The 23,528-nt window shown below is 45.9% G+C and carries 25 protein-coding genes; 21 read left to right on the top strand and 4 right to left on the bottom strand.

Features of this window, described 5'->3' with window-relative positions; all coding sequences use genetic code 11:
• The first annotated feature begins 41 nt into the window (after positions 1-41).
• The 4 genes from ICL55_RS32705 to ICL55_RS32690 are packed head-to-tail and all read left to right on the top strand — an operon-like array spanning position 42 to position 2,411.
• Positions 42-911, top strand: coding sequence for a DUF3822 family protein (locus ICL55_RS32705; RefSeq protein ID WP_188105785.1), 870 nt, complete (start codon positions 42-44; stop codon positions 909-911).
• Positions 912-955: 44 nt separating this feature from the next.
• On the top strand, positions 956-1,456 hold the full coding sequence (locus ICL55_RS32700) for an RsmD family RNA methyltransferase (RefSeq protein WP_246496785.1): 501 nt from the start codon (positions 956-958) through the stop codon (positions 1,454-1,456).
• Between the two features lie 29 nt (positions 1,457-1,485).
• Positions 1,486-1,968 (top strand): pantetheine-phosphate adenylyltransferase, encoded by a 483-nt coding sequence (gene coaD / locus ICL55_RS32695; RefSeq protein ID WP_188105779.1) that lies wholly within the window; start codon positions 1,486-1,488, stop codon positions 1,966-1,968.
• An 11-nt stretch (positions 1,969-1,979) separates the two neighbouring features.
• Positions 1,980-2,411 carry a hotdog fold thioesterase gene (locus ICL55_RS32690; protein WP_188105776.1) on the top strand — a complete coding sequence of 144 codons (432 nt, stop codon included), beginning with the start codon at positions 1,980-1,982 and terminating at the stop codon, positions 2,409-2,411.
• A 116-nt stretch (positions 2,412-2,527) separates the two neighbouring features.
• Here ICL55_RS32690 and ICL55_RS32685 read toward each other — a convergent pair whose 3' ends face one another.
• Entirely contained in the window at positions 2,528-3,151 is a 624-nt protein-coding gene (locus tag ICL55_RS32685) for an NUDIX hydrolase (protein WP_188105774.1), read from the bottom strand.
• 127 nt (positions 3,152-3,278) lie between these two features.
• Between ICL55_RS32685 and pyrE the strand changes: the two genes are divergently transcribed.
• From pyrE to ICL55_RS32670, 3 genes are all read left to right on the top strand, one after another.
• Complete coding sequence (pyrE, locus tag ICL55_RS32680) at positions 3,279-3,914, top strand: orotate phosphoribosyltransferase (RefSeq protein ID WP_188105772.1); 636 nt, start codon at positions 3,279-3,281, stop codon at positions 3,912-3,914.
• A 47-nt stretch (positions 3,915-3,961) separates the two neighbouring features.
• Complete coding sequence (locus tag ICL55_RS32675; protein WP_188105770.1) at positions 3,962-4,336, top strand: heavy-metal-associated domain-containing protein; 375 nt, start codon at positions 3,962-3,964, stop codon at positions 4,334-4,336.
• A 185-nt stretch (positions 4,337-4,521) separates the two neighbouring features.
• On the top strand, positions 4,522-4,992 hold the full coding sequence (locus ICL55_RS32670) for a hypothetical protein (RefSeq protein ID WP_188105768.1): 471 nt from the start codon (positions 4,522-4,524) through the stop codon (positions 4,990-4,992).
• 55 nt (positions 4,993-5,047) lie between these two features.
• Here the strand turns inward: ICL55_RS32670 and ICL55_RS32665 are convergent, their stop codons facing one another.
• Positions 5,048-5,503: an LEA/WHy family protein gene (locus ICL55_RS32665; protein WP_188105766.1), complete on the bottom strand. Its 456-nt coding sequence runs from the start codon at positions 5,501-5,503 to the stop codon at positions 5,048-5,050.
• 415 nt (positions 5,504-5,918) lie between these two features.
• On the opposite strand from ICL55_RS32665, the gene ICL55_RS32660 reads away from it, so the two are divergent.
• Together ICL55_RS32660 and ICL55_RS32655 are read left to right on the top strand one after the other, a co-directional pair.
• Entirely contained in the window at positions 5,919-6,551 is a 633-nt protein-coding gene (locus tag ICL55_RS32660) for a WbqC family protein (protein ID WP_188105763.1), read from the top strand.
• A 242-nt stretch (positions 6,552-6,793) separates the two neighbouring features.
• Positions 6,794-8,194, top strand: coding sequence for a type III PLP-dependent enzyme domain-containing protein (locus tag ICL55_RS32655; protein WP_168872611.1), 1,401 nt, complete (start codon positions 6,794-6,796; stop codon positions 8,192-8,194).
• Positions 8,195-8,590: 396 nt separating this feature from the next.
• Here the strand turns inward: ICL55_RS32655 and ICL55_RS32650 are convergent, their stop codons facing one another.
• A complete protein-coding gene (locus ICL55_RS32650; protein ID WP_188105761.1) occupies positions 8,591-9,424 on the bottom strand; it encodes a hypothetical protein in 834 nt (277 codons plus the stop codon).
• Between the two features lie 157 nt (positions 9,425-9,581).
• The gene (locus ICL55_RS32645) at positions 9,582-10,022 is read right to left on the bottom strand and encodes an Hsp20/alpha crystallin family protein (protein ID WP_188105759.1); all 441 of its coding nucleotides are present in this window, start codon (positions 10,020-10,022) and stop codon (positions 9,582-9,584) included.
• A gap of 241 nt (positions 10,023-10,263) precedes the next feature.
• Between ICL55_RS32645 and ICL55_RS32640 the strand changes: the two genes are divergently transcribed.
• From ICL55_RS32640 to ICL55_RS32585, 12 genes are all read left to right on the top strand, one after another.
• Positions 10,264-10,677: a BrxA/BrxB family bacilliredoxin gene (locus ICL55_RS32640; protein ID WP_188105756.1), complete on the top strand. Its 414-nt coding sequence runs from the start codon at positions 10,264-10,266 to the stop codon at positions 10,675-10,677.
• Positions 10,678-10,803: 126 nt separating this feature from the next.
• Positions 10,804-12,102: a prolipoprotein diacylglyceryl transferase gene (locus ICL55_RS32635; RefSeq protein WP_188105754.1), complete on the top strand. Its 1,299-nt coding sequence runs from the start codon at positions 10,804-10,806 to the stop codon at positions 12,100-12,102.
• An 8-nt stretch (positions 12,103-12,110) separates the two neighbouring features.
• The gene (locus tag ICL55_RS32630) at positions 12,111-12,539 is read left to right on the top strand and encodes a hemerythrin domain-containing protein (RefSeq protein WP_188105752.1); all 429 of its coding nucleotides are present in this window, start codon (positions 12,111-12,113) and stop codon (positions 12,537-12,539) included.
• Positions 12,540-12,721: 182 nt separating this feature from the next.
• Positions 12,722-13,645, top strand: coding sequence for a DUF2167 domain-containing protein (locus ICL55_RS32625; protein ID WP_188105750.1), 924 nt, complete (start codon positions 12,722-12,724; stop codon positions 13,643-13,645).
• A gap of 464 nt (positions 13,646-14,109) precedes the next feature.
• Positions 14,110-16,587 carry an outer membrane beta-barrel family protein gene (locus ICL55_RS32620; RefSeq protein WP_188105748.1) on the top strand — a complete coding sequence of 826 codons (2,478 nt, stop codon included), beginning with the start codon at positions 14,110-14,112 and terminating at the stop codon, positions 16,585-16,587.
• A gap of 188 nt (positions 16,588-16,775) precedes the next feature.
• Positions 16,776-19,250 (top strand): TonB-dependent receptor, encoded by a 2,475-nt coding sequence (locus ICL55_RS32615; protein WP_188105746.1) that lies wholly within the window; start codon positions 16,776-16,778, stop codon positions 19,248-19,250.
• Positions 19,251-19,590: 340 nt separating this feature from the next.
• Positions 19,591-20,136: an RNA polymerase sigma factor gene (locus tag ICL55_RS32610; protein WP_188105742.1), complete on the top strand. Its 546-nt coding sequence runs from the start codon at positions 19,591-19,593 to the stop codon at positions 20,134-20,136.
• Positions 20,136-20,696, top strand: a complete 561-nt coding sequence (locus ICL55_RS32605) for a hypothetical protein (protein ID WP_188105740.1) — start codon at positions 20,136-20,138, stop codon at positions 20,694-20,696. Before ICL55_RS32610 ends, ICL55_RS32605 begins: the two co-directional genes overlap by 1 nt.
• Entirely contained in the window at positions 20,680-21,762 is a 1,083-nt protein-coding gene (locus ICL55_RS32600; protein ID WP_188105738.1) for a hypothetical protein, read from the top strand. The genes ICL55_RS32605 and ICL55_RS32600 overlap by 17 nt, the downstream gene beginning before the upstream one ends.
• A 74-nt stretch (positions 21,763-21,836) precedes the next feature.
• A complete protein-coding gene (locus ICL55_RS32595; protein WP_188105736.1) occupies positions 21,837-22,571 on the top strand; it encodes a head GIN domain-containing protein in 735 nt (244 codons plus the stop codon).
• 96 nt (positions 22,572-22,667) lie between these two features.
• Positions 22,668-23,159, top strand: coding sequence for a YajQ family cyclic di-GMP-binding protein (locus ICL55_RS32590; protein WP_188105734.1), 492 nt, complete (start codon positions 22,668-22,670; stop codon positions 23,157-23,159).
• Between the two features lie 74 nt (positions 23,160-23,233).
• Positions 23,234-23,485, top strand: a complete 252-nt coding sequence (locus ICL55_RS32585; RefSeq protein ID WP_168805214.1) for a type B 50S ribosomal protein L31 — start codon at positions 23,234-23,236, stop codon at positions 23,483-23,485.
• Positions 23,486-23,528 lie beyond the last annotated feature (43 nt).

The raw sequence follows: 23,528 nt of genomic DNA, 5'->3' as shown, positions 1-23,528 counted from the left end.
AAGATTATTATTGTAATTCATTTGAAAGGTAAAATATGCCCGTGGCTTACAACATCCATCCTGCATTTACAGTAGATGATGAAACTTTACTGGAAACCGATCTTACTGCCTGTCACCTGCTGGTGCTGGTAGGTGGCGGTACTTTCAGTTATGTGGTGTTTGATCCCGCAGCGAAAAAATTCCTGGCGCTGAAATCCTATCATTTCCAACCGCAGAAACTGGCCCTGGCCGATCTGGAGATGATAGAAGAGGTGTTTGACGCAGACAAACTGCTGTTTACCGCCTTTAAATCCGTACTGCTGGCCTTTGATAACGGTGGCGGAGTGTTGGTGCCGCAGATATATTACATGCCTTCCCTGAAAAAAGAATACCTCCACCTGTCACAACCGGAAAAAATGCAGGAAGCCATTCTGGCCGATCTGCTGCCGGGGCTGCCCATGGTGAATATATTTAGCGTAGACAAAGATCTGCTGGGATTCCTGCGGAAGGAATTCTCCACAGACCTCGTGGTACACGCTAATTCCGCACTGCTGCAAGCTTATCCGCTGGACCTGGACTACCGGGCGACCGATGGAATAGCCTTTGTACATGTACAGCGTCAGCGCTTTACATTGACTATCTACGTGAACGGGAAACTTATCATCCAGCAGGATGGAGAGTACCAGGCCGGGCTCGACGTGGTATACCAACTGGTGAATACCCTTCGTCAGCTGGGGCTCGATGAGCAGCGGGTAAAGGTGAAGCTGGGGGGCGTAGTGGCCACAGACAGCGTGGTTTACCAGGAGATGTATAAATTCATCTCCAACCTGGAATGGGTGCAACGACTACCGGGATTCAACTATATCACACCCATGCAGGAAATCCCGGGCTATTATTTTCATAACTTGTATGCGTTAGCATTATGCGTATAATCGGAGGAGAACGTGGGGGCAGAAAGATACAACCGCCTGCAAAAATGCCTAATACAAGGCCTACTACAGACATTGCCAAAGGCGGACTGTTTAATATCATCGAGAACAATCTGGATATTCCTTCTTTAAAAACACTCGACATTTTTGGCGGTACCGGCAGCATCAGCTACGAGCTGGCGTCCAGAGGCGCCACTGATATGACCATCGTGGAGAAAGATCATGCGATGGCTGAATTTATTACCAAAACAGCCCGGTTGCTGGACATCCCTACCCTGAAAGTAGTGCGGATGGATGTGTTTAAGTATCTGCAGCAATGCACCGAAAAATTCGATTTCATTTTTGCCGACCCGCCTTATGCCATGGAGGCCATGTATAAACTGCCCGGGATCATTTTTGAGCAACAACTGCTCAATCCCGAAGGCTGGCTGGTCATTGAACATACCCGGCAGAACGATTTTCAGGGTTATAGCTATTACCGCTCTGAAAGGAGTTACGGCGGGACTACCTTCTCGATTTTCATTAACCGGGAAGAGCTGAAGCGCTGAACCTGTCATTTAAAACCCATCAACTTTCCATGAGGACTTGTTTATTTCCGGGCACCTTCGATCCCATCACGCTGGGCCATACCGATATCATAGACCGGGGGCTGGGCCTGTTTGACCGCCTGGTGGTGGGCATCGGCACCAATAGCAGCAAATCACCGATGTTTTCGCTGGAAGAACGTATGGAGTGGATCCGGGAGATCTATAAAAACGACCCGAGGGTGGAAGTAGCCGCCTATCAGGGGCTGACCATCAACTTTTGTAAGGAAATCGGGGCTAACTTTATCCTGCGTGGTATCCGGTACGTGAGTGATTTCGAATATGAAAAAGCTATTGCGGATGTCAACCGGACGATCGCACCCGACATAGAAACGATTTTCCTGACCACCACGCCGCAATACTCCAGTGTGGCCTCCACGCTGGTACGGGATATTTTCCGGCATGGGGGAGATGTACAGCCTTTCCTGCATAAAGTAGTGCTGGAAGGTATTCAACAACATAAGCGATCACTGTAAAAGCGCATACTATGAAAGCGATCTGGCATTCCCTGAACGTATCACTGGACACACTCAATGAACTGAGTGAAAATACGATGGGGGCCCATCTGGGAATGGAATTTACAGAAATAGGTCCGGATTACCTGAAGATGATGATGCCGGTGGACCATCGTACCAAACAGCCGTATGGTCTGTTGCATGGCGGCGCTTCTGTGGCGCTGGCAGAAACAGTGGGCAGCATGGCTTCCGGGTTAATCATCGATCCCGACAAACAAATTTGTGTGGGTATGGAAATCAGTGCCAATCACCTGAGGGGAGTAAAGAGCGGATATGTGCATGCCTGCGCTAAACCCTTGCATATAGGCGCTACCAGCCATGTGTGGGACATCCGGATTACTGATGACCAGCACAAACTTATCTGTGTAAGCCGGCTTACCATGGCTATTCTGGCCAAAAGATAAAATCAATTACAAATTAGGAATTAGGAATTACGAATTGAGGGTCCCTTGTCAGAGCGGTTCCTAAACAACCGTTCCATAAATGAGTCCTCAATTCGTAATTTGTAATTGTTTAAATTTTAAATAAGGCCTTCTGCTTTGAATACTTCCCGGATGTTCTCGTAGGAGTATTTAAGGTATTTCTCGAGGTTTTGTGGTTTAACCCATTCTATATCCTGAATATCTTCTTCGATCTGTGGTACCGTAAGTTCTGTACCGGTGAACTGCATCCGGTACCAGTGGGTGTGTTTCAATACTTTTTTAGTCTTCATAGGGTAGTAGTGAAACGTCTCCGTGATTTTATGCGTGAGGGCAATGGTATGCAGCCCTGTTTCCTCCGCTACTTCACGGACAGCGCAGGTTTCGAGGTCTTCGCCCGGGTCTTGTTTGCCTTTAGGCAGGTCCCACTTTCCTCTGCGGAACATCATCAGGATTTCACCGTCGGGATTGGTGATCAGGCCACCGGCGGCCACCAGTACCGTAAAATGAAGAGACACCTTTTTAAACAGCTGTTTCACATCTTCTGTGATAAATACGGCCGCTTCTTTTTTACCTTCCTCCATCTTCTGTAATACCTTCTCTATTTTCTCCGTATCGGGATTCAGGTAAACCTTTGCCCCGTTGATGTCTGCTGGTATGTTTTGTTCACTTCCGCTGATGATGAGGGGGCGCTCATTCAGGTAGATCGTCATGTTAGCTTGCATGATGCAAATTTAGACATTTGGTTATTCAGTGATTTAGATATTTGAAGATTTAATGAAAACACTCAAATCTGTCAATGTCTAAATATCTAAATGGGCAAATAATCAAATGTTTTACCTTTGGCGCTGTATGACTACAGTAAGCGAAAAACAAGTTGCAGAAAAACTGCTGCAGGTGCAGGCCGTAAAGTTGAGCCCTGCCCAGCCTTTTACATGGGCTTCCGGATGGAAATCTCCCATTTATTGCGATAACCGGAAATTGTTATCCTATCCGTATGTGCGGGACTACATCAAATCCGAGTTATGCAATACCGTATTTGAAACTTTCCCGGATGCTGCGGTAATCGCGGGCGTGGCTACTGCGGGTATTCCACACGGCGCACTGGTGGCTGACCAGCTGAAACTGCCGTTTATCTATGTCCGTTCCAAACCGAAAGAGCATGGCATGGGTAATCAGATAGAAGGCGTACTGCAACCTGGTCAGCAGGTAGTAGTGGTGGAGGACCTGATCTCTACGGGTAAAAGCAGCCTCGAAGCGGTACAGGCCATCCGTGCGGCAGGTGGTGAAGTAATAGGCATGGTGTCTATCTTCAACTATGGCTTTGACATAGCGGTAAAAGCATTTGAAGCAGCCGGCGTACCGTTTAAGTCACTGAGCAACTACAACGCTATGATTGCCCTGGCAGAAGAGAAGGGTATTGTTTCTGCGGATGAGATCAGCACGCTGCAGGCGTGGAGAACAGCGCCTGACCAATGGGGTAAATAGTCGGGTATATTACTTTTTTTGTATATTCGGTTGTCAAAATCTATACTATGCGCATCGTAAAATTAGTAATGCTGTTCCTGCTGGCGAGCGTAAGCGTGGCCATGGCCCAGCAGAAGAAAAAATCCCTGCTGACTGCCAAGATCAGCACGCCTACCGTGCAGTGTGAGTCCTGCAAAAACCGTATCGAAAGATATATGTCCCAGGAAGAAGGTGTAGAGTCGGTAAAAGTGGATTTTAAAAAACACGTAACCACCGTAAAATACTGGGATGACCGTACGAATATCGAAAACGTTAAAACAGGTATCGCTAATGCCGGTTATGACGCAGATAACGTAACTGCCAATCCGGAAAGCTACGCTAAACTGCCTAAATGCTGCAAAAAGCCTGAAGATGGCGGCGGCATGGAAAAGAAAAAGCACTAAGCTTTGATACCATCATTATAATTATACCCGGGGAGAGGTCCGAGCCCTTCCCGGGTTTTTAATGCGCCTGAAATTCCCCATTTTCCCCATAAATTGCTCAAATCTTCAAATTTTCGGCTATTTCCTGCATTCTCTTTAACCCGTTCAAACACCATTTAGGTGTATTACAACAGATGCTGGCAACGGTGTCGATTACTGATCTGCCGGCAGCGCTTCAAAAGATCGGGACCTCCCAGATGGATATGTATACCGGCGCGTTGGCCGTGGAAGTGATTTTTGAGGAAGTGACTGCGCAACTGACGGCGCAGGGTATTTTTCTGCCGGCAGCTTTTGCCGCCTGGGTGGCGGCACGGGACGGCTATGTGGAAGTGACGCTGTCTGATACCTCCCGTTGGGTATTGCGGTTGTCGGATAACCCGGAGCAGTATATTCATCTGCATCCCGGCCGGTATAGTCCGCATTCGCTGCGAATCAAAGCTGCTGCGCTGAAAACAGCCATGGCCTATAAAGCGGCGGCCGATAGTGGCCTGCTCAGCGGGGAACTTTTGCCGGATATAAATGCAGTCAGGGGAATGGCTGCTTTATCACCTGTGCGTAGCCTGGAAGACGCCCAACACATCCTGAAGATCATCTCCCTGGTAACGGTATCGAAATAAAAAAGCCCCGGCAGGACCGGAGCTTCCATACTAATTATATAAGCACATCATTTCCTTAAAAGAAATTCAGCGCCTGCTTTGTTTCGCATTTAATCGGGAAAGGAATGTAAATGCCTCCCTTGCCTACTTTACAGTTGCCGGTGGCTTTTATGGTGACTTCCTTGCTGGAGAAAGCGGTAAACGCATTTTTCAGCACATTGGCCATGTTGACTTCCAGCTTCACCGGAAAGTAAAAGGTGTCTTTTGCGGGGATGTTGATCATGGTATCCTGAATGGATCGGCCGACTTCGGTGTCATCGAAAAATACATTGAAGTTGGCGTCTTTGAGTTTGAGCTGATAATTGTTCGGGTTATAATATGCCAGGGTGAGCCGTACAATACTTTTGGACATGCCTAGCTCATCCATTTGCAAATTGGCTACTCTCACAAACTGGAGGTCCTTCATTTTTTCGCATGAGCTTGCCAGTCCCCAGGTGGCCATGATGATTAAAAACAGACGGATCGTTTTCATTGTGATCGGTGAACTTTTAATCTTCAAACCTACAGCAAAGGTTTTACTTATCAAAAACGAGTATCCGAATTGGGAAACATTTAACGGGAAGTTATGGCGGAGCCGGGTAGGAGACTATTTTAAATAGGTTTAAAAATGAATATAAAAAAATATATTCTTTAGGATTGTTTGTTATCTTTCAAATCCTTCCTGAGCTTGCTTAAAATCATCTCGCAAGCAACTAATTTCTTTAGTATTTTTGCATTTGACTGCCATTTTACTTTAAACGGTGAAATACTAATTTCGTTAGCATATGAATAACTTTTCTATGAATTGTTATCCAGTTACTTGAAATTAATTATTAAGTAGATAACTGTAAGTGAGTCAGCAGCTGTAACTATTCATTTCCGCGTTGGCGGGTTAAAAATTTGACAATATGACAGAGAATGCAAAAAGTGAAGTGCTATTAATTGAATCACAGTATTTTCCGCCAATTATCTTCTATAAAACTTTAATTAACCACGATATATTACAGATAGAGAAATATGAGCACTATCAAAAGCTCAGTTACCGGAACCGTTGTTATCTCGCCGGCCCAAATGGCCGCATGATCTTAAGTGTGCCCCTGACCCGCGGAAAAAATCAACGCACGCTGATGAAGGATGTCCGGATTAGTAATGAAGAGAAATGGCAGTCTCTGCACTGGAAAACGCTCGTGTCTGCTTATCGGCGCTCTCCCTGGTTTGAATATTATGAGGAAGACCTGCAGGGGCTGTTTGAAAAACCATTCTCATTTTTGCTCGACTGGAACATGGCCTGTTTTGAATGGGTGAATAACAAGCTCGGCATTAACCCGGTTATTCAGTTCACCGAAAGCTATCAAAAGGAAGTGCCCGGTGTTACGGACGCGCGTGACCGTATCCTGCCCAACGCCCCGGCAACGGAAGATGCGGCGCAGTACACCCAGGTGTTCCAGGAACGTGTCGGTTTCCTGCCCGATCTCAGTATTCTGGACCTGCTTTTCTGCGAAGGAAAACAGTCGCCGGTAGTCATTAATAATGGCCAATAAATATTAAATATTTTTATTTAATTTGCTGATTTGTAATTGTTTGTATATTTGCCCGGTTGTTGACCTGTTGCCCGGCAGGATACCCGGAAAAAAATTAATGCAGCAATCAACAAAATATTTAGCTTTGCAACCAATTTTGCTGGGTTTCAACTGACGTAGGTGTGTAAACCAGGAGTTTCCAGCGAGGAAAAGGAGCATTTATCCTGTAGTTTATTTTATTACTAATTCATTTGCAGATTTAAATGAACAACACCTACACCGACCTCGTTAAACAGACTTTTGAATTCCCCCAGGAGGGCTTTGACGTAAAAGACAACTACCTGGAGTTTAACGGTTTGGACATTAAGGCGCTGATTGACAAGTACGGAACGCCATTTAAGTTGACCTACCTTCCCAAGATCGGGATGCAGATCAACAAGGCAAAGAAAATGTTCCATGATGCCATCAAGAAGAACAGGTACGATGGAAAATACTATTACTGCTATTGTACCAAGAGTTCGCACTTCTCCTTCATTATGGAGGAAACCCTGAAACATGGCGTGCACATCGAAACATCGTTTGCTTATGATATCGATATCGTAAACAAACTGTACGAAAAAAAGAAGATCAACAAAGAGACGTTTGTACTCTGCAACGGTTTCAAAACGAAAGCCTATACCAGGGCCATAGCCAGACTGATCAACAGCGGCTTTAAAAATGTGATCCCGGTACTGGACAACAAAGAAGAGCTGGAAGACTACAAACGCAACGTCCGGATAAAAGATAAGGTGAAACTGGGTATCCGCGTAGCCGCGGAAGAAGAGCCCAGCTTCGACTTCTATACTTCCCGTTTGGGCGTGCCTCCCCGCGATATCCTCGAATATTATGTCGATAAAATCAAAGGGAACGAGAAGTTTGAGCTGAAAATGCTGCACTTCTTTATGAACAAAGGGATCAAAGACGATATCTTCTACTGGTCACAGTTCAACAGGGTGATCAACCTGTACTGCCAGCTGAAAAAGATCTGCCCGGAACTGGACAGCATCAATATTGGTGGCGGTTTCCCGATCAAACACTCCCTGGGCTTTGACTACGATTATAATTACATCGTTAACGAAATTGTGGCCAACATCAAAAGCACCTGCAAAAAGAACAAGGTACCGGTACCGGACATCTACACAGAATTCGGTTCCTTTACTGTAGGTGAGAGCGGTGCGGTGATTTACAGCGTGGTAGGTGAAAAAATGCAGAACGACAGGGAATCCTGGTACATGATCGATAGCTCGTTCATTACTACCCTGCCGGATACATGGGGTATTGGGGAGAAATTCCTGATGCTGCCTATCAATAAGTGGGACCAGGAATACCAGGAAGTACATCTGGGTGGTCTTACCTGCGACGGATACGACTTTTATACATCTGAGGAACATATCAACGCGGTATTTTTACCGAAACAACAGCCAAGCGGAGAGCCGCTGTATATCGGTTTCTTTCATACCGGCGCTTATCAGGACCAGCTGAGTGGATATGGCGGTATTAAACACTGTCTGATTCCATCTCCCAAACACGTGATCGTGGGGTATGATAAAAACGGACAACTGAAAGACTGGTTGTATGCCAAAGAGCAAACTTCCCAGAGTATGTTAAAGATTTTGGGTTATTAAAAAAATGGGTTAGTAATCCTACTGAAAGCCCCCCGATTTTTCGGGGGGCTTCTTTTATGTGTTAAAAAGTACCGGACAAAAAAAAGGACTTTCATTTCTGAAAGCCCCATCCATGGCATAGGTTAGATGATGTCCAATAGCATAAGGACAATAGGAAATAATTTGATAGCACAAATATAGTGTAGCCGTTGACGCTGGATAAGCCCTAAAAGTTGTAATTTTTTATAATCTGTTGAGGCGATATTTGAATTGATTTGGTGGTAATTTAGTATTATAACATTTACAAATCATTAACATTTACGCGGTCTTTCAGAAGATTAGCCTTTGGAGGGATGTCGGGTTACAAGCGGGGGATAGGGAATAAAAAAATATTATATCTCACACAGACGTGTAGTATCAATCTTCCTGTGCTTCATTGAGATAGTCAATAGCGGTACCACATTGTTTTTCTATTTCTGTGAAGCAGGCCTCCAGTAGTTCCATTTCTCCTTTCATGAAGGCCGCTTTGCCGGAGCGGGAAAACCCTTTTACCAGCAGGAACTGTTTGGTCAGGTTCTGATTGATCAGCGACAGGTGCTGCTTTTGTTTTTCCACGGTACGCTGCTGTTCCATGGAGATGATGTTACGGTAATACTGTCCCAGCGCACGGATCAGGAACAGCATGTACAGGATGACCGTTATCGGATTAGACATCAGCTGAAAGGTATCGGAGTAGCCGGAACTTACATAAACGGGGATGCCGTTGATTTTAACATAGGCCACTACAGAGAGGTAGGCACACAGAATGCCGCACAGTGCCAGGGCTGTTCTGATGTTGACAGTAATATAGGCCAGCAATATACTCATGGCCCATACAATGGCGTAGCGGGGCGAAAGGTCCTGACTATTAAAAAATGAAGAAATGATCGGAATGATCAGGGTACAGCAGGAGGTGACCAGGCCTACCACCCGGGCCGCCACGCCTCTTCTCAACAGGTAAAGGCCTGTCAGCAAAGCGGTGACCAGACAAGGGATCAGGAGCATGTTCACTTCATTCTGGCTGATCATGGCCAGTAACATGATGGGGAACAACAGTAATGTGTAAAAAAAGAGGTAGTCAAAGATGAGCCGGAGTTTGGCTTGTTCGTAGGTGTTTTCCGTACGTTGCAATACATTGCCGATCACTGCTTTCTCCGAGCTGAGGTAAATGCTCTTGGTGAATAACCAGGCATTCCTGAAATGCTTTGCCATAGCGCTTGCTTAAGGAAGCAAATTATCGTATTAATGCGCACCAGTTGATTCAACGTTTGTGTGAATTATACACATATGAAAAAAGGAGGTACCAGATGGTACCTCCTTTAACCCCCATGTTTTGGATGACTTCCGGGAGGAAGCCATCCTGTATCCCTTATTCCACTACTATTTCTTTGGGAGCGTCCTGTTTGTTTTCCTTTTTGGAAAGGGTCACTTTCAGGATGCCATTATCGTATTTTGCCTGAATCCTGTTCGTATCTACTGCATCCGTGATGCTGAAGGAACGTTTAAAGGATTTGAAGTTAAACTCGCGGCGTACCTGTTTGTCGCCTTCGGTTTTGGCTTCAGCTTTTCTTTCCGCGCTGATGGTAATTGCTTTTTCGTCTGCATTGATCTTAAAGTCTTCTTTCGCAAAGCCAGGAGCTACTACATCCAGCAAAAACGCGTCTTTGGTTTCTACGATGTTTACCGGAGGATGGGTAGAAAAGAAGTCGCTGGTCAGGAAATCATCTTTTACATATTTATTCCATCCGCCATTAAAAATGTCTTCAACTAATCTGGGAAGAGGGCTGTGGTTGAATTTTACGTGTGTCATAGTTTTTATCAATTTTTTTAGTGTGAAATCAATTTTGTTGTTCAACGATGGTTACAGATCAAATGGGATACCATGCCATTAAAACTGCTATTTTGTTAGTAAAAACGTTACAGATACTGACATTGTGTCTGTTTGATTGTTTGGTTTGTGTCAAAAAGTCTTTTAGTGAGATCGATTTTTTACTTTTTGATCCTATATCTTTAACTTTGTCGAAAATCTTAACACAAAAAACTATAACAATATGTATCCTGCGGAATTAGTTATGCCTAGAAAGGCAGAGTTGACTGATAATGGATTTGACGAGCTGCTGACCTCTGGCAACGTAGACGAAACACTGAAGAAAGAAGGTACCACGCTGGTAGTAATAAATTCTGTATGTGGCTGTTCTGCTGCCACCGCCCGTCCTGGTGTGCTGATGGCAGTAGCGCATAGCGAAAAGAAACCAGACAGGCTGACGACTGCATTTGCCGGTTATGATCTGGAAGCTGTACAGCAGATCCGTACGCACCTGCTGCCTTACCCTCCGTCTTCTCCGTCTATCGCATTGTTTAAAGATGGACAACTGGTACATTTCATCGAGCGTCACATGATCGAAGGTCGTTCAGCACAGATGATTGCTGCTAACCTCGCTGACGCATTTGAACAATATTGCTAATACTTTAATTCCGGAATTCCAATTCAGAATTTCGAAATTACATCGTACTTTGGTGGTTTGATTTTCCTTTTTGACTAATTCGGCTTTGTTCATAGGAAAACTCAGATCACCAATTTTTTTTAGGCTATGTATCCTAATTTATATTACGCTTTCAGAGATCTGTTCGGTATAGAGATTCCTGTTTTCAAAATCCTTCAAACATTTGGCTTTTTTGTGGCCGTTGCTTTCCTGGCAGGGGCTTATGTGTTGACAAAAGAATTAAAGCGCCGTGAGCAGCTGGGTTGGCTGAAGCCGGTTTCCCAAACCGTGCTGACTGGCGGTCCCGCTACTACCAGCGAATACATCAGCAATGGCATCCTCGGATTCCTGCTGGGTTGGAAGGGGCTTGGCCTGATACTCAACTGGGATAAGGTGTCCCAGAATTTTCAGGGTTTTATCCTGTCTGGTGAAGGCAGTTTCCTGGGGGGCCTGGCGGTAGCAGCGATATTGATTTTCCTGAAATACAACAGCACTAAAGGCAAAAAAGGAACAGCAGCCAAAAAAGAAACGGTGAACATATGGCCTCACCAGCGCGTGCCGGACATTATTGTGATGGCGGCCATCGCGGGACTGCTGGGCGCTAAGGTGTTTCATAACCTGGAGAACTGGAACGACTTTGTTCAGGACCCTATTGGCGCGCTGCTCTCTTTCAGCGGCCTTACCTTCTACGGCGGTCTGATTGTGGCCACCATCGTGATTTTGCGTTATGCCCGTAAAAGACAGATCAGCATCAAACACCTGATAGATAGTGCGGCGCCGGCGCTGATGCTGGCTTACGCTATCGGCAGGATGGGATGCCAGTTTGCCGGCGATGGTGACTGGGGTATCTACAACAGCGCCTATATCACCGATACCACCGGTCATGTGGTACAGGTGCCGCCGGCCGAATTCAATAATGCAGTTCAGCGGAATATTACCTTCTTCCAACAGCAATACAGCGATACAGCTCATATTCCCCATGCGGCATTTGCCAAACCGGCGGCGCTGAGTTTCCTGCCTGACTGGTTTTTTGCTTCCGGATATCCCCACAACGTGGTAAATGAAGGGGTGCCGATGCCAGGATGTGACGGGCCTTACTGCCGCGTGCTGCCGGTAGGCGTATATCCCACGCCGTTATATGAAATACTGGCTTGTCTGCTGCTCACCGGTGTACTCTGGGCTATCCGTAAGAGAATCACCGTACCAGGGGTGATCTTCGGGGTATACCTTGTACTCAATGGCCTGGAGCGCTTCTTCGTTGAAAAAATCCGTGTCAATACGAAATACGACATTTTCGGTTTTCATCCCACACAGGCGGAAATCATCTCTTTCCTGATGGTTATCGGAGGTATTATCTGGATATGGTATTGCCGTAAAAAAAATGCAGCTGTTGCAACAGCTGCCTGATATTGAATATGCAACGTCATTCAGCACTAATACCCTTATCGCATGAGCATAAGCGGCTGTTATTTGTATGCCGCTATCTGAAAAAAGATGCGGCTCCCTACGAAGGTTTTCCGCTGGAAACACAGGCCCGTTTTGAATATATGGTGAAAGTGTTTCAGGAACTGATGGTACCTCATATCCAGAAAGAAGAATACCTCTTCGAGAAATGTACCGGTCATGATCCCCGCGTGGACGCGCTGATTACCGAACTACAGGGGGAACACCGGCTTATCTCCGGTATGTATAGTGCCATCACTGAAAGTACGCAGCTGGAAGAAGATATGGACAAAATAGCCGTAAGCCTGGAGGCGCATATACGAAAAGAAGAAAGAGTGTTTTTTGAGTTGATCCAGGAAGTATTGCCTGGCGTCCTGGAAAATATCCACTGGGAAAAATAAAAGTTTTTATATCTTGGTTTTGCGAACAATGAGTGGTTTCCGTCGTGGGTACCACCTTCACGGAAATTAAACCCTGTATCTGTGCGCCCTGATGGCAGCTATCCGTAGTAATTTTATCCCTATCGTACTAAGACCTTACAATATCCATTTTTTGTTGAGCCGTTAAACCACCAATCGGTTTTATGCGAAAGGCTTTTGCATACTGTATTTTCACTTGTATTGTCTTCATTTCCCGGGCATTCGCCGGTGTGGGAGAAGAGGGCCTGGACCGCTATGACTCCCTCGGTCCGGAAGACAGGCTCCATGCATCATTTACTTATCAGGAAGGCAAGGTGGTCCTGAATAACGGCGTGGTATTATCGGTGCCGGAAGGATATCGCTTTCTGAATGCGGTACAGGGCCGGACATTGGTAGAACGTCTTTGGGGTAACCCGCAAAATCCTGGCTTTCTGGGACTGTTGTTGCCCAAACCAGGTAGTCGTGCCGAAAGTAATCTCTTTGGTATTGAAATTTCCATGGATGAATCAGGGTATCTGAGCCAGCCGGAGGCGCGGCAGCTGAACTATAACGTGCTAATGCAGAAAATGCAACAGCACCTCGTTCAGGAAAACAACTGGCGCAGCAGAAGGGGGCTGAATACGGTTACGGATATGTATTGGGCGTTGCCACCGGTATACCATGAAACCGATAATACCTTACACCTGGCCCGCATGCTGCAGCTGGGCAAAAATGCCGCTGTCCTTAACTATGAACTGCGGATCCTTACGCGGACCGGCGCATTGTGCCTGACCGCCGTAGCCAATACCGGGCAACTGGAGCAGTTGCAGGCGCTGATGCCGGCCATGTGCGCGCATGTCCACCTTCCGATTGGGCAGCGTTACCTGGACTTCAACCCCCATACCGACCGGATGGCCGCCTGGACCGAAAAGGTACTCAGGATGGGGGAGCTCCTCGAAGTCCGTCATATCTTCCAGGAGGTGCTCAATACCTGGTTGTTCGTTGTGGTATCACTGTTGATGATACTATTTATATATGTCATGCAATACATACATCGCCGCCGGGAAATGCCTAAGCAGCTTTTTCGGGTAGATGAGCGATTGAACTAAATCTCCCCCAGCTTTCCTTTTAGAAGTTCCCTTTTCTCTTTTCTATTATCCCTGCGGGAGATGCCTGCCGGAGACTTTTGATGTTTTTTTAACCATATTTTACTCTTGTGCCCGCTATTGGAGTACCGTTCTTCCGGTCATTTTAACCGTCTGTACCCCTCATTCACCATCGACACTTCCGTAGCTTTCAGGGTGAAACATTTCCTTTTTTGGGTCGTCTTCTTATTGTTTCCGGCACACATTACCGTTCATCACTACTTACAGACCGTTCGTGTAAAGATTAGGTACTATGTATTGCATGGTACATATCTTTACAATGTAGTTGATAAGCTACTGTAGTTGACAAACCACTGTAGTATATTAACCAAGGTTCTTTAAGAAGGGATTCACCAGAAAACCAACTGAACAGTAACCGGAACGATCTAACATCTAAAAAACCAGAAAAATTCTAAATCCGCCCTTATATGAAATCAATTTTGACAGCGTTTGCATTAACAGCAGGAATGATGAGCGCCGCGTTAACCTCCCAGGCACAAAACGGACCTAAAATAGCCGGTAAAGTAGTTCGTGCCGGCGAACAACCAGTAGAATTTGCTACCGTTACCCTGTTAAAGGCCGGTGACTCCTCTCTTGTAAAAGGAGCTATCGCGGACATCAACGGTAAATATGAATTTGAACAGATAAAACAAGGTAAGTATCTGATCGCGGCAGCAGCCGTAGGAATGAACAAAGCTTACAGTAAACCATTCGAAGTGGGCACCACGGGCGTAGCGGTCCCTTCTCTCGCCATGGAGGCTGCCTCCAAAAGCCTGAAAGCGGTAGACGTAACTGCCCGCAAGCCTTTCGTAGAGCAGAAAGCTGATAAAATGGTGGTCAACGTGGAAAGCAGCATCACTGCTGCTGGTGGCAACGCCATGGAAGTACTGGAAAAATCACCTACTGTCAATGTAGATAAAGACGGTAACATCTCCATGAAAGGAAAAGGCGGCGTTATCATTATGATTGATGGTAAACCCACCAATATGTCTTCCCAGGAAATAGCGGAGCTGCTGAAAAGCATGCCGGCTTCCAATGTGGACCAGATAGAACTGATTGCCAATCCTTCCGCCAAATATGATGCTGCCGGTAATGCCGGTATCATCAACCTGAAACTGAAAAAGAACAAAAACTACGGTACCAATGGCAACGTAAACCTGGCCATTGCACAAGGCCTGAGACCTCGTGGCAACGCCGGCATCAACCTGAACCACCGCAATGCAAAAGTGAATCTGTTTGGTTCTTATAACTATAACCACCGAGAATCAAAGCAAAACCTGGACGTGTACCGCACGATGACCAACGAAGGCCGTTATCAGGTGTTTGATCAGAATAATGTTGACCGATATAAGTCAGACTATCATGGAGCCAAACTGGGATTGGATTACTTCCTCTCCAAAAATCATACAATCGGCGTCATGGCAGACCTGGCACGCCGGGACCGTAACAGTCCGGCAGAAGCCGTTACCAAAATAGGAAATGGTTCCATCATCGATTCCATCCTGCGTACTAATTCCACTGACAATGGCAGATGGCAGCGGGGCGCTTACAACGTGAACTATCGTGGTATCCTGGATTCCACCGGCAAAGAACTGAACATTGATCTGGACTATGCCCGTAACACCAACGAACAAGTGTCTTCCATCTTTGCGGTGAGCCGTGATGGTGCTGAAAAAGGCCTGCTGGGCAGCGATACATCCCGTAACAACCAGCCTTCCCGGATTGAAATCAAAACGGCAAAAGTAGATTATGTGCATCCGTTGAAAGGCGGCGCTAAACTGGAAGCCGGCCTGAAAACCAGCTTTGTGACTACCGACAACGACGCCCGCTTTGACTCGCTGCGCGCCGGTAACTGGATAAAAGATGAGAACCGTTCCAATCACTTTATTTATAAAGAAAACATCAATGCAGCGTATGTTAACTTCAGCAAACAGTTCAAAAAGCTGCATGTACAGGTAGGTTTACGTGGCGAACAAACTCACATCAACGGCTATTCTGAGTCAACACAAAAGGAACAACTGAAAATAGTGAAGAACGATTCCAGCTACTTCAACCTCTTCCCCAGCGCAGCATTGACTTACCAGCTGAATAAAGACAATACGCTGGGACTGACTTACAGCCGTCGTATTCAACGTCCGGATTATGAAGAACTGAATCCGTTCGAATCTTACCTGGACCGCTATACGAAACAAGCCGGTAACCCGAATCTGAGACCGCAGTATTCCAATAACTTTGAACTTACCCACACCTTCAAAGAGTTCCTGATCACTTCACTGGGGTATACGCACACCAAAGATATGATGACGAGAATCCTGGAAGCGGCGGTGGACCCAGCCAGCGGAGATACTTCAGCGATCCGTTACCGGTACCAGAACGTGGCGAAGGCCGACAACTTCAACCTGAACGTGTCTGTGCCGATACCCATCACCAAATGGTGGACTTCTTTTACAACAGTCTCTCTTGCCTATAATATGTATGAAACAGTGGTAGACAAGAACAATGTGAAGCTTTCTTCTTTCGGTTTCTTTGGCCGTACGCAACAAACTTTCACGCTGGCTAAAAACACCACCGCAGAAGTTACTTTCTTCTATGTAGCGCCACAAGTGCTCGAAGAAGGCTTGTTCAAAATGAAGTCAATGTACTCCATGGACCTGGGCTTGCAACAGAAAGTACTGAAAGGTAAAGGAACATTGAAACTGAACATAGCTGATATCTTCAACACACAATATTTCCGTGGTTCATTTGACAACGCCGGCAGGACCACCGGACTGGTTAGCAGAAACGATGTGCGGCAAATACGTCTTTCCTTCAATTACCGCTTCGGTAACAGCAACGTGAAAGCAGCCCGCAACCGCGAAACCGGCCTGGAAGCAGAACAAAACCGTGTAAAACAAGGAGGAAACTAACGATGGTTTTTTAGGTATATATAAGGATGGAAAAACGCGGCTCTTTTCGCCAGAGCTGCGTCTTTTACCTCACCTGAAAATAGCTGTTCGTCACAAAAAAGCAGGATTTGGTGGATTTTAAAATTGGAAATACCTGCTTCCCGATAATTTTAAATCTGAAACCAGAAAAATTCTAAATCCTCTCTTGTATGAAATCAATTTTGACAGCGTTTGCACTAACAGCAGGAATGGTAAGCGCCGTGTTAACTTCCCAGGCACAAAACGGACCTAAAGTGGCCGGTAAAGTAGTCCGTACCGGCGAGCAACCAGTAGAATTTGCCACCATTACTTTATTAAAGGCTGGCGATTCTTCTCTCGTAAAAGGAGCCATTGCAGATATCAACGGTAAATATGAATTTGAACAGATAAAACAAGGTAAGTACCTGATCGCGGCAGCTGCCGTAGGAATGAACAAGGCTTACAGTAAATCTTTTGTGGTGGGCACTACCACCGTAACGGTTCCTTCCCTCGCCATGGAAGCCGCTTCCAAAAGCCTGAAAGCAGTAGACGTGACTGCCCGCAAGCCTTTCATAGAGCAGAAAGCAGATAAAATGGTGGTGAACGTGGAAAGCAGTATCACCGCCGCCGGCGGTAATGCCATGGAAGTACTGGAGAAATCACCTACCATCAACGTAGATAAAGACGGTAATATCTCCATGAAAGGAAAGAGCGGCGTCGTGATCATGATTGATGGTAAACCCACCAATATGACTTCACAGGATGTGGCTGAGCTGCTGAAAAGCATGCCGGCTTCCAACCTCGAACAGATAGAACTGATCGCCAATCCTTCCGCCAAATATGATGCTGCCGGTAATGCCGGTATCATCAATCTGAAACTGAAAAAGAATAAGAACTACGGCACCAACGGCAATCTGAATCTGGGTCTCGTCCGGGGGATCAACAACCGCGCTAACGGCGCGCTTAACCTGAACCACCGCAACGAAAAAGTAAACATCTTTGGTTCCTATAATTATAACTATCGCAGACAAGAGCAGGATTTGGGGTTATACCGCACCATGACCAACGAAGGCCGGTATCAGGTATTTGATCAGCTGACGGGCACAGACCACAAATCTGATTATCACGGTGGTAAACTTGGGGTGGATTATTTCATCTCCAAAAATCATACACTCGGAGTAATGGCTGATGTGAGTCGCCGTGACCGTAATATGTTCAGTGATGCTGTCACTAAAATTGGTAACGGTAACCTGATCGACTCCATCCTGCATACCAACACCGGAGAAAGCGGCAGATGGCAGCGTGGGGCCTACAATCTGAACTACCGCGGTATCCTGGATTCTACCGGTAAAGAGCTGAACATTGATCTGGACTATGCCCGTATCACGCAGCAGCTGAATGCTTCCATCTTCGCCATTAACCGCGATGGTGCCGATAAAGGTGTGCTGGGCAGCGATACTTCCCGTAATGCCCAACCTTCCAGCATCGACATCAAATCTGCTAAAGTTGACTATGTACATCCTTTAAAAGGTGGAGCTAAACTGGAAGCCGGTGCTAAGATCAGCTTCGTGACGACTGACAACGATGCCCGCTTTGATTCACTGCGTACCGGCAACTGGATTAAGGACGAACGGCGCTCCAACCACTTCATATATAAGGAGAACATCAATGCAGCGTATATCAATATCAACAAACAATTCAAAAAGGTATATGTACAAGTGGGGCTGCGTGGGGAGCAAACACATATCAACGGTAATTCAGCCTTTACCAAAGATCAACAGGCACAGGTAGTCAGGAACGATTCCAGTTACTTTAACCTGTTCCCCAGTGCTGCTGTGAGTTATCAGCTGAACAAGAGCAATACGCTGGGCCTGACTTACAGCCGTCGTATCCAACGTCCGGACTACGAAGAGCTCAATCCGTTTGAGTTTTACCTGGACCGCTATACCAGGATTGCCGGTAATCCGGGCCTGAAGCCACAGTACTCCAACAACTTTGAGATCACCCATACATTTAAGGAGTTTCTGACCACTTCACTGGCATATACTCATACGAAGGATATGATGACCAAGATTCTGGAAGCGGCCGTAGACCCGGTGAGCGGAGATACATCAGCTATTCGCTACCGGTATCAGAACGTCGCCAAGTCAGATGTTTTCAACCTGAACATTTCTGCTCCGGTGCCTATCACCAAATGGTGGACGTCTTTTACTACGGTGTCACTCTCCTATAATATGTACGAAACCGTGGTAGATAAGAACAACGTGAAACTGTCATCAGTAGGTTTCTTTGGACGCACCCAGCAGACTTTCACCCTCACGAAGGACCTGAGCGCGGAAGCTGTTTTCTTCTATGTTTCTCCGCAGGTAGCGGATGAAGGGCTGTTCAGAATGAAAGCGATGTATGGCCTGGACCTGGGCGCACAGCAGAAAGTGCTGAAGGGCAAGGGTTCCGTGAAGCTGGGCGTCACCGATGTGTTCAGAACGAATTATTTCCGCGGGTCTTTTGAGAATGTGGGCCGCACCACCTCCGTATTCAACAGATGGGATTCACGGCAGGTACGGCTTTCTTTCAACTATCGTTTCGGCAACAATAATGTGAAAGCAGCCCGTAATCGTCAGACCGGCCTGGAAGCAGAGCAAAACCGTGTTAAAGGAGGAAACTAAAGATGGTTTTTTAGGTATATATAAGGATGGAAAAACGCGGCCCTTTTCGTCAGGGCTGCGTTTTATACCCGGATTATCTAAAAAATGAGTTTTCGTCACAAAAAAGCAGGGTTTGGTGGATTTTAAAACAGGAAAAGCACGCTTCCCGGTAATTTTATAAAAAATTTTTAAGGAGACATTACAGGTATATATCTATATAAAATATTTATAATTAGATATTTAAGTCTAATTTTTTGACGGGTCTTGCGTATCAGTCGTAAAAAATTTCAAAAGAACGGCCTTACTACATGCAACCTTTTTTACAATCATTGTCTTTATAATGAAAGCATCAGCCAATAACTTGAATCAGACGCAATTAGACGGGAATGTAATAGACCGCTGCAAAAGAGGGGATGTTCGCGCATTTCGCGAACTGTATAATGCTTATGCTGCTGCCATGTACAACATCTGTTTGCGTATGACGGGTAACGTTAGTGATGCGGAAGACACCTTACAGGAAGCCTTCATACAGGTACACCGTAACATTGGCAAGCTGGAGCGGGAAGCGAGTGTAACAGCGTGGATTAAAAGGATAGTGGTGAACCACTGCCTGAATAATCTCAGAAAGAAAAAAGTGTACTTTGAAGAAGTGGAAGAAGTGGAAGTAGCAGAAGAAGCAGGTATAGACGAGGATTCCTTCACCTGGACCGTGTCCGCTGTTAAATCAGCGATCCATGGACTGCCACAGGGATACCGCACTGTACTGAACCTCTATCTGTTTGAAGAGTACTCCCACCGTGAGATTGCCGACATGATGGGCATTACGGAATCTACCGTAAAAACCCAGTACATGCGGGCAAAGGAGAAAGTAAGACAAATTGTAAAACAGCAAAATCTTATTCGTTAATGCCGGAAAATTTTGAAAGTTTTATCCAACAGCACCGGGGGGCATTTGAAGAACCCGGACCTTCACCGCGCGTGTGGGACGCGTTGGAAAGAGAGTTGGAGGGAGGCCGTAAAGGCAGCGTGGTTTCGATGCTGGGCAAAAACTGGTTTAAAGCCGCCGTTATCGCAGTATTGCTGGTCAACGCCGCCGTACTGTTTTATTTCGCGAAGCATAAACAACAGCAACAACAGGACCTTGCTGTCGTGATACCGGAAATGCAGGACGCCAAAGTGTATTATTCCAATCGTATCAATGAAAAACTGGAGCTGATCAATGCCTATCCCGCCGAAGAGCTGGGGCTTGACAGTGCAGCGCGACAAGAATTGCAGTTACGTAATGATACCTATAAAACACTGGAGAATGAGCTGAAAAACAATCCGGGCAACCAAAGAATCCGGGGCGCCATGATCCGTTATTATCAGCTCAAACTGGAGCTGCTTGACAAAATCCTCGAAGAGTTGCATGAAAAACACGCAGCTCCCACTACTCACACAAAAAAACAATATGAAGCTGAAATTTAATTTGCTGTTATGCCTTGTATTGCCGCTGTTCACTTTTGCCACTAATGGCGACGTAACGTATAAAAAAACCATCCGCAAAGAATTCACCGTTAGTGCCGGCGCGGCTTTCAGCCTGAGCAACAAATATGGTAAGGTGGTATTCCACATCTGGAATAAAAATGAAATCAAAGCGGCCATCACTGTTACCGGCTTTGGTAAAAATGATGAGGAAGCACAGGGAATCGCCGAAAGCGTGAATATTGATGCCAACCAAAACGGCGCCAACGTGTCCATCACTACTTCCTATGCACCATCCAAATCAGGCGGGTCCTGGTTTTCCTGGGGCGGTAAAAAAGATTCCAAAGACTATGTGAATATAGACTACGATGTGTTTATTCCTGAAAGCCTTGCCAGGCTGAAGGTAGAGAACAACTTCGGAGACGTGGTAGCCGATAAATTCAATTTCCCGGCAGAGCTGTCACTCAACTATTGCTCTTATGATATCCGTGACGCAGCAGACCTGCAGTTAAAACTCAACTATTGCGACAGGGGCCGCATCGGTAAAGCCAACAAAGTGGTGCTGAAGGGTAATTATTCCAGCCTGAAAGCAGAGCAGCTGGACCTGCTGGACGTCAGCTCCAACTACAGCAATTATACCGTTACCAATCTGGGAACGCTGAAGCTGGCCGCCAATTATGATGATTATAAGATACAGCGGGTAGAACGGGTAAATGGCCATGTCGCCTTTTCAGATACCAATATTGGTGACCTGGTGAATGATATCTCCATGAAGATCACGTATGGAGACCTGAACATCAAAAAGGTGGTGCCGGGCTTTAAAGGCGCCGATCTGATACTGACTTTCTCCGATCTGAAGATGAACCTGCCGCGTAAGTTACCGCTGCAACTGGATGTGGTGATAGTAAATGGAGACCTGGGCACCGGTGGCCTGGAACTGAAAAACGTAAATTCCAATAAAACATCCAGCACCCTGATCTATAAAGCACAGTCGGGTGGTGGCAGCGAAGGATCGCCGGTCATTAAGATAAAAGGCACCAATTCCGACGCCAGCCTGAATGCTTATTGATCTTCATCTGATATTGTATTCACAACGAAGTCCATTCTAAAACCTGATTATAAATCATTTCTAAAAAAATCCACATGAAAACATTCTTTAAGTATGTAGTACCAGCGTCCTTTTTGTTAGCGCTCATCGTGTTACTGGCCTCTTTCACCAACATGCGCAATGAGCGTATCAGAGGAAACGGCCAAATGAAAACGGAAAGCCGTACCGCCGGTAATTTTGACAAAATTTCTACCGGTGGCGTGTACCATGTAGAACTGCAGCAAGGCAGCACCAACAGTATTCAGATAGAAGCAGAAGAGAATCTGCTGCCTTACATTGAAACCAACGTTTCCGGCAGCGAGCTGGAAATAACTACCCGCAGAGGTGTAAACATTGACCCCAGCAAAAAGATCATTGTGCACATTACCATACAGCAGGTAAAGAAGTTGTCGGCCAGCGGCGCCTGCAGCTATACCGGTAAAGGACGGATCAACTCAGACAATCTGAAGCTGGATTTCAGTGGTGCCACTCATGCCGACCTGGACCTCAACGCCCGGAATCTGGAAGTGGGCATGTCCGGTGCGAGCAAGGTTGATCTGAAAGGGAGCTGCCAGAGAGTGTCTTACCACGCTTCCGGTGCTGCTAACATTGAAGCGCTGGATTTTCAGACCGATGAGGCGGAAATAGGTATTTCCGGTAGTGGAGAAGCAAAAGTAGCGGTGGCAAAAAAGCTGAATGTCAGCGTATCCGGTGTGGGTAAGGTAAAATATAAAGGAAATCCGACCGTGAACCAGTCCGTTTCCGGCATGGGCAACGTACGCCAGATTTAATTTTTTTTAGATTTAGATTTATATATGTCGGGCAGGTAGTTCACTACCTGCTTTTTCTTTTCTATATTTGTCGTTCCAAGATAAAAAAAATGAATTATGCCGTCCTTTGATATTGTTAGCAAAGTAGATTTACAGACACTGGATAATGCGGTTAACACTGTGAAAAAGGAGATCACCAACCGGTTTGATTTCAAAGGCTCACATGTGGTAATAGAACTGAACAAAAAAGATCTGGTGCTGAACATAGAAGTAGACAGTGATATGAAGCTGGGGCAGGTGTTGGACGTGCTGATCTCGCGTTCCATGCGTCAGGGGCTGGAAGCCACCATTTATGACCAGAGCAAAGAGGCTTACCAGAGTGGAAAAGTATATAAAAAGGAAGTACCTATCCGAAATGGCATTAAACAGGAAGATGCCAAAAAGATCGTGAAGATGATCAAGGATTCCGGATTAAAGGTACAGGCCGCCATTATGGACGATATTGTGCGCGTAACAGGCAAAAAAATAGATGATTTACAGGATGTTATACAGGCATGCCGGGAAGCTAATCTGGGCATACCATTACAGTATATCAATATGAAATCCTGATTTTTTTATAATAAACTTTGGGTGTTAAAGAAATTTGGTTACCTTTGCACCCTGTATTTACAATAATATTTGATATGAAACAGGGAATCCATCCGGAAAATTACAGATTTGTGGTATTTAAAGATATGTCAAACGGACACAGCTTTTTAAGCCGTTCCACTGCTCCTTCCAAAGAAACTGTAAAGTGGGAAGATGGCAATGAGTATCCGTTGATTAAGTTGGAAATTTCCAATACTTCTCACCCTTTCTATACTGGTAAGAATGTGTTGGTGGATACTGCAGGACGTATCGACAAATTCAACAAACGCTACGCTAAAAAAGCATAGTTGTTTGCAACAATATTTTTATAAAGAATCCCATCGGCTTATC

The organism is Chitinophaga varians (assembly GCF_014529945.1).
GTDB lineage: Bacteria > Bacteroidota > Bacteroidia > Chitinophagales > Chitinophagaceae > Chitinophaga > Chitinophaga varians.
Note: the sequence above shows the minus strand (reverse complement) of the source record. Positions and strands in the feature narration are given on the sequence as shown.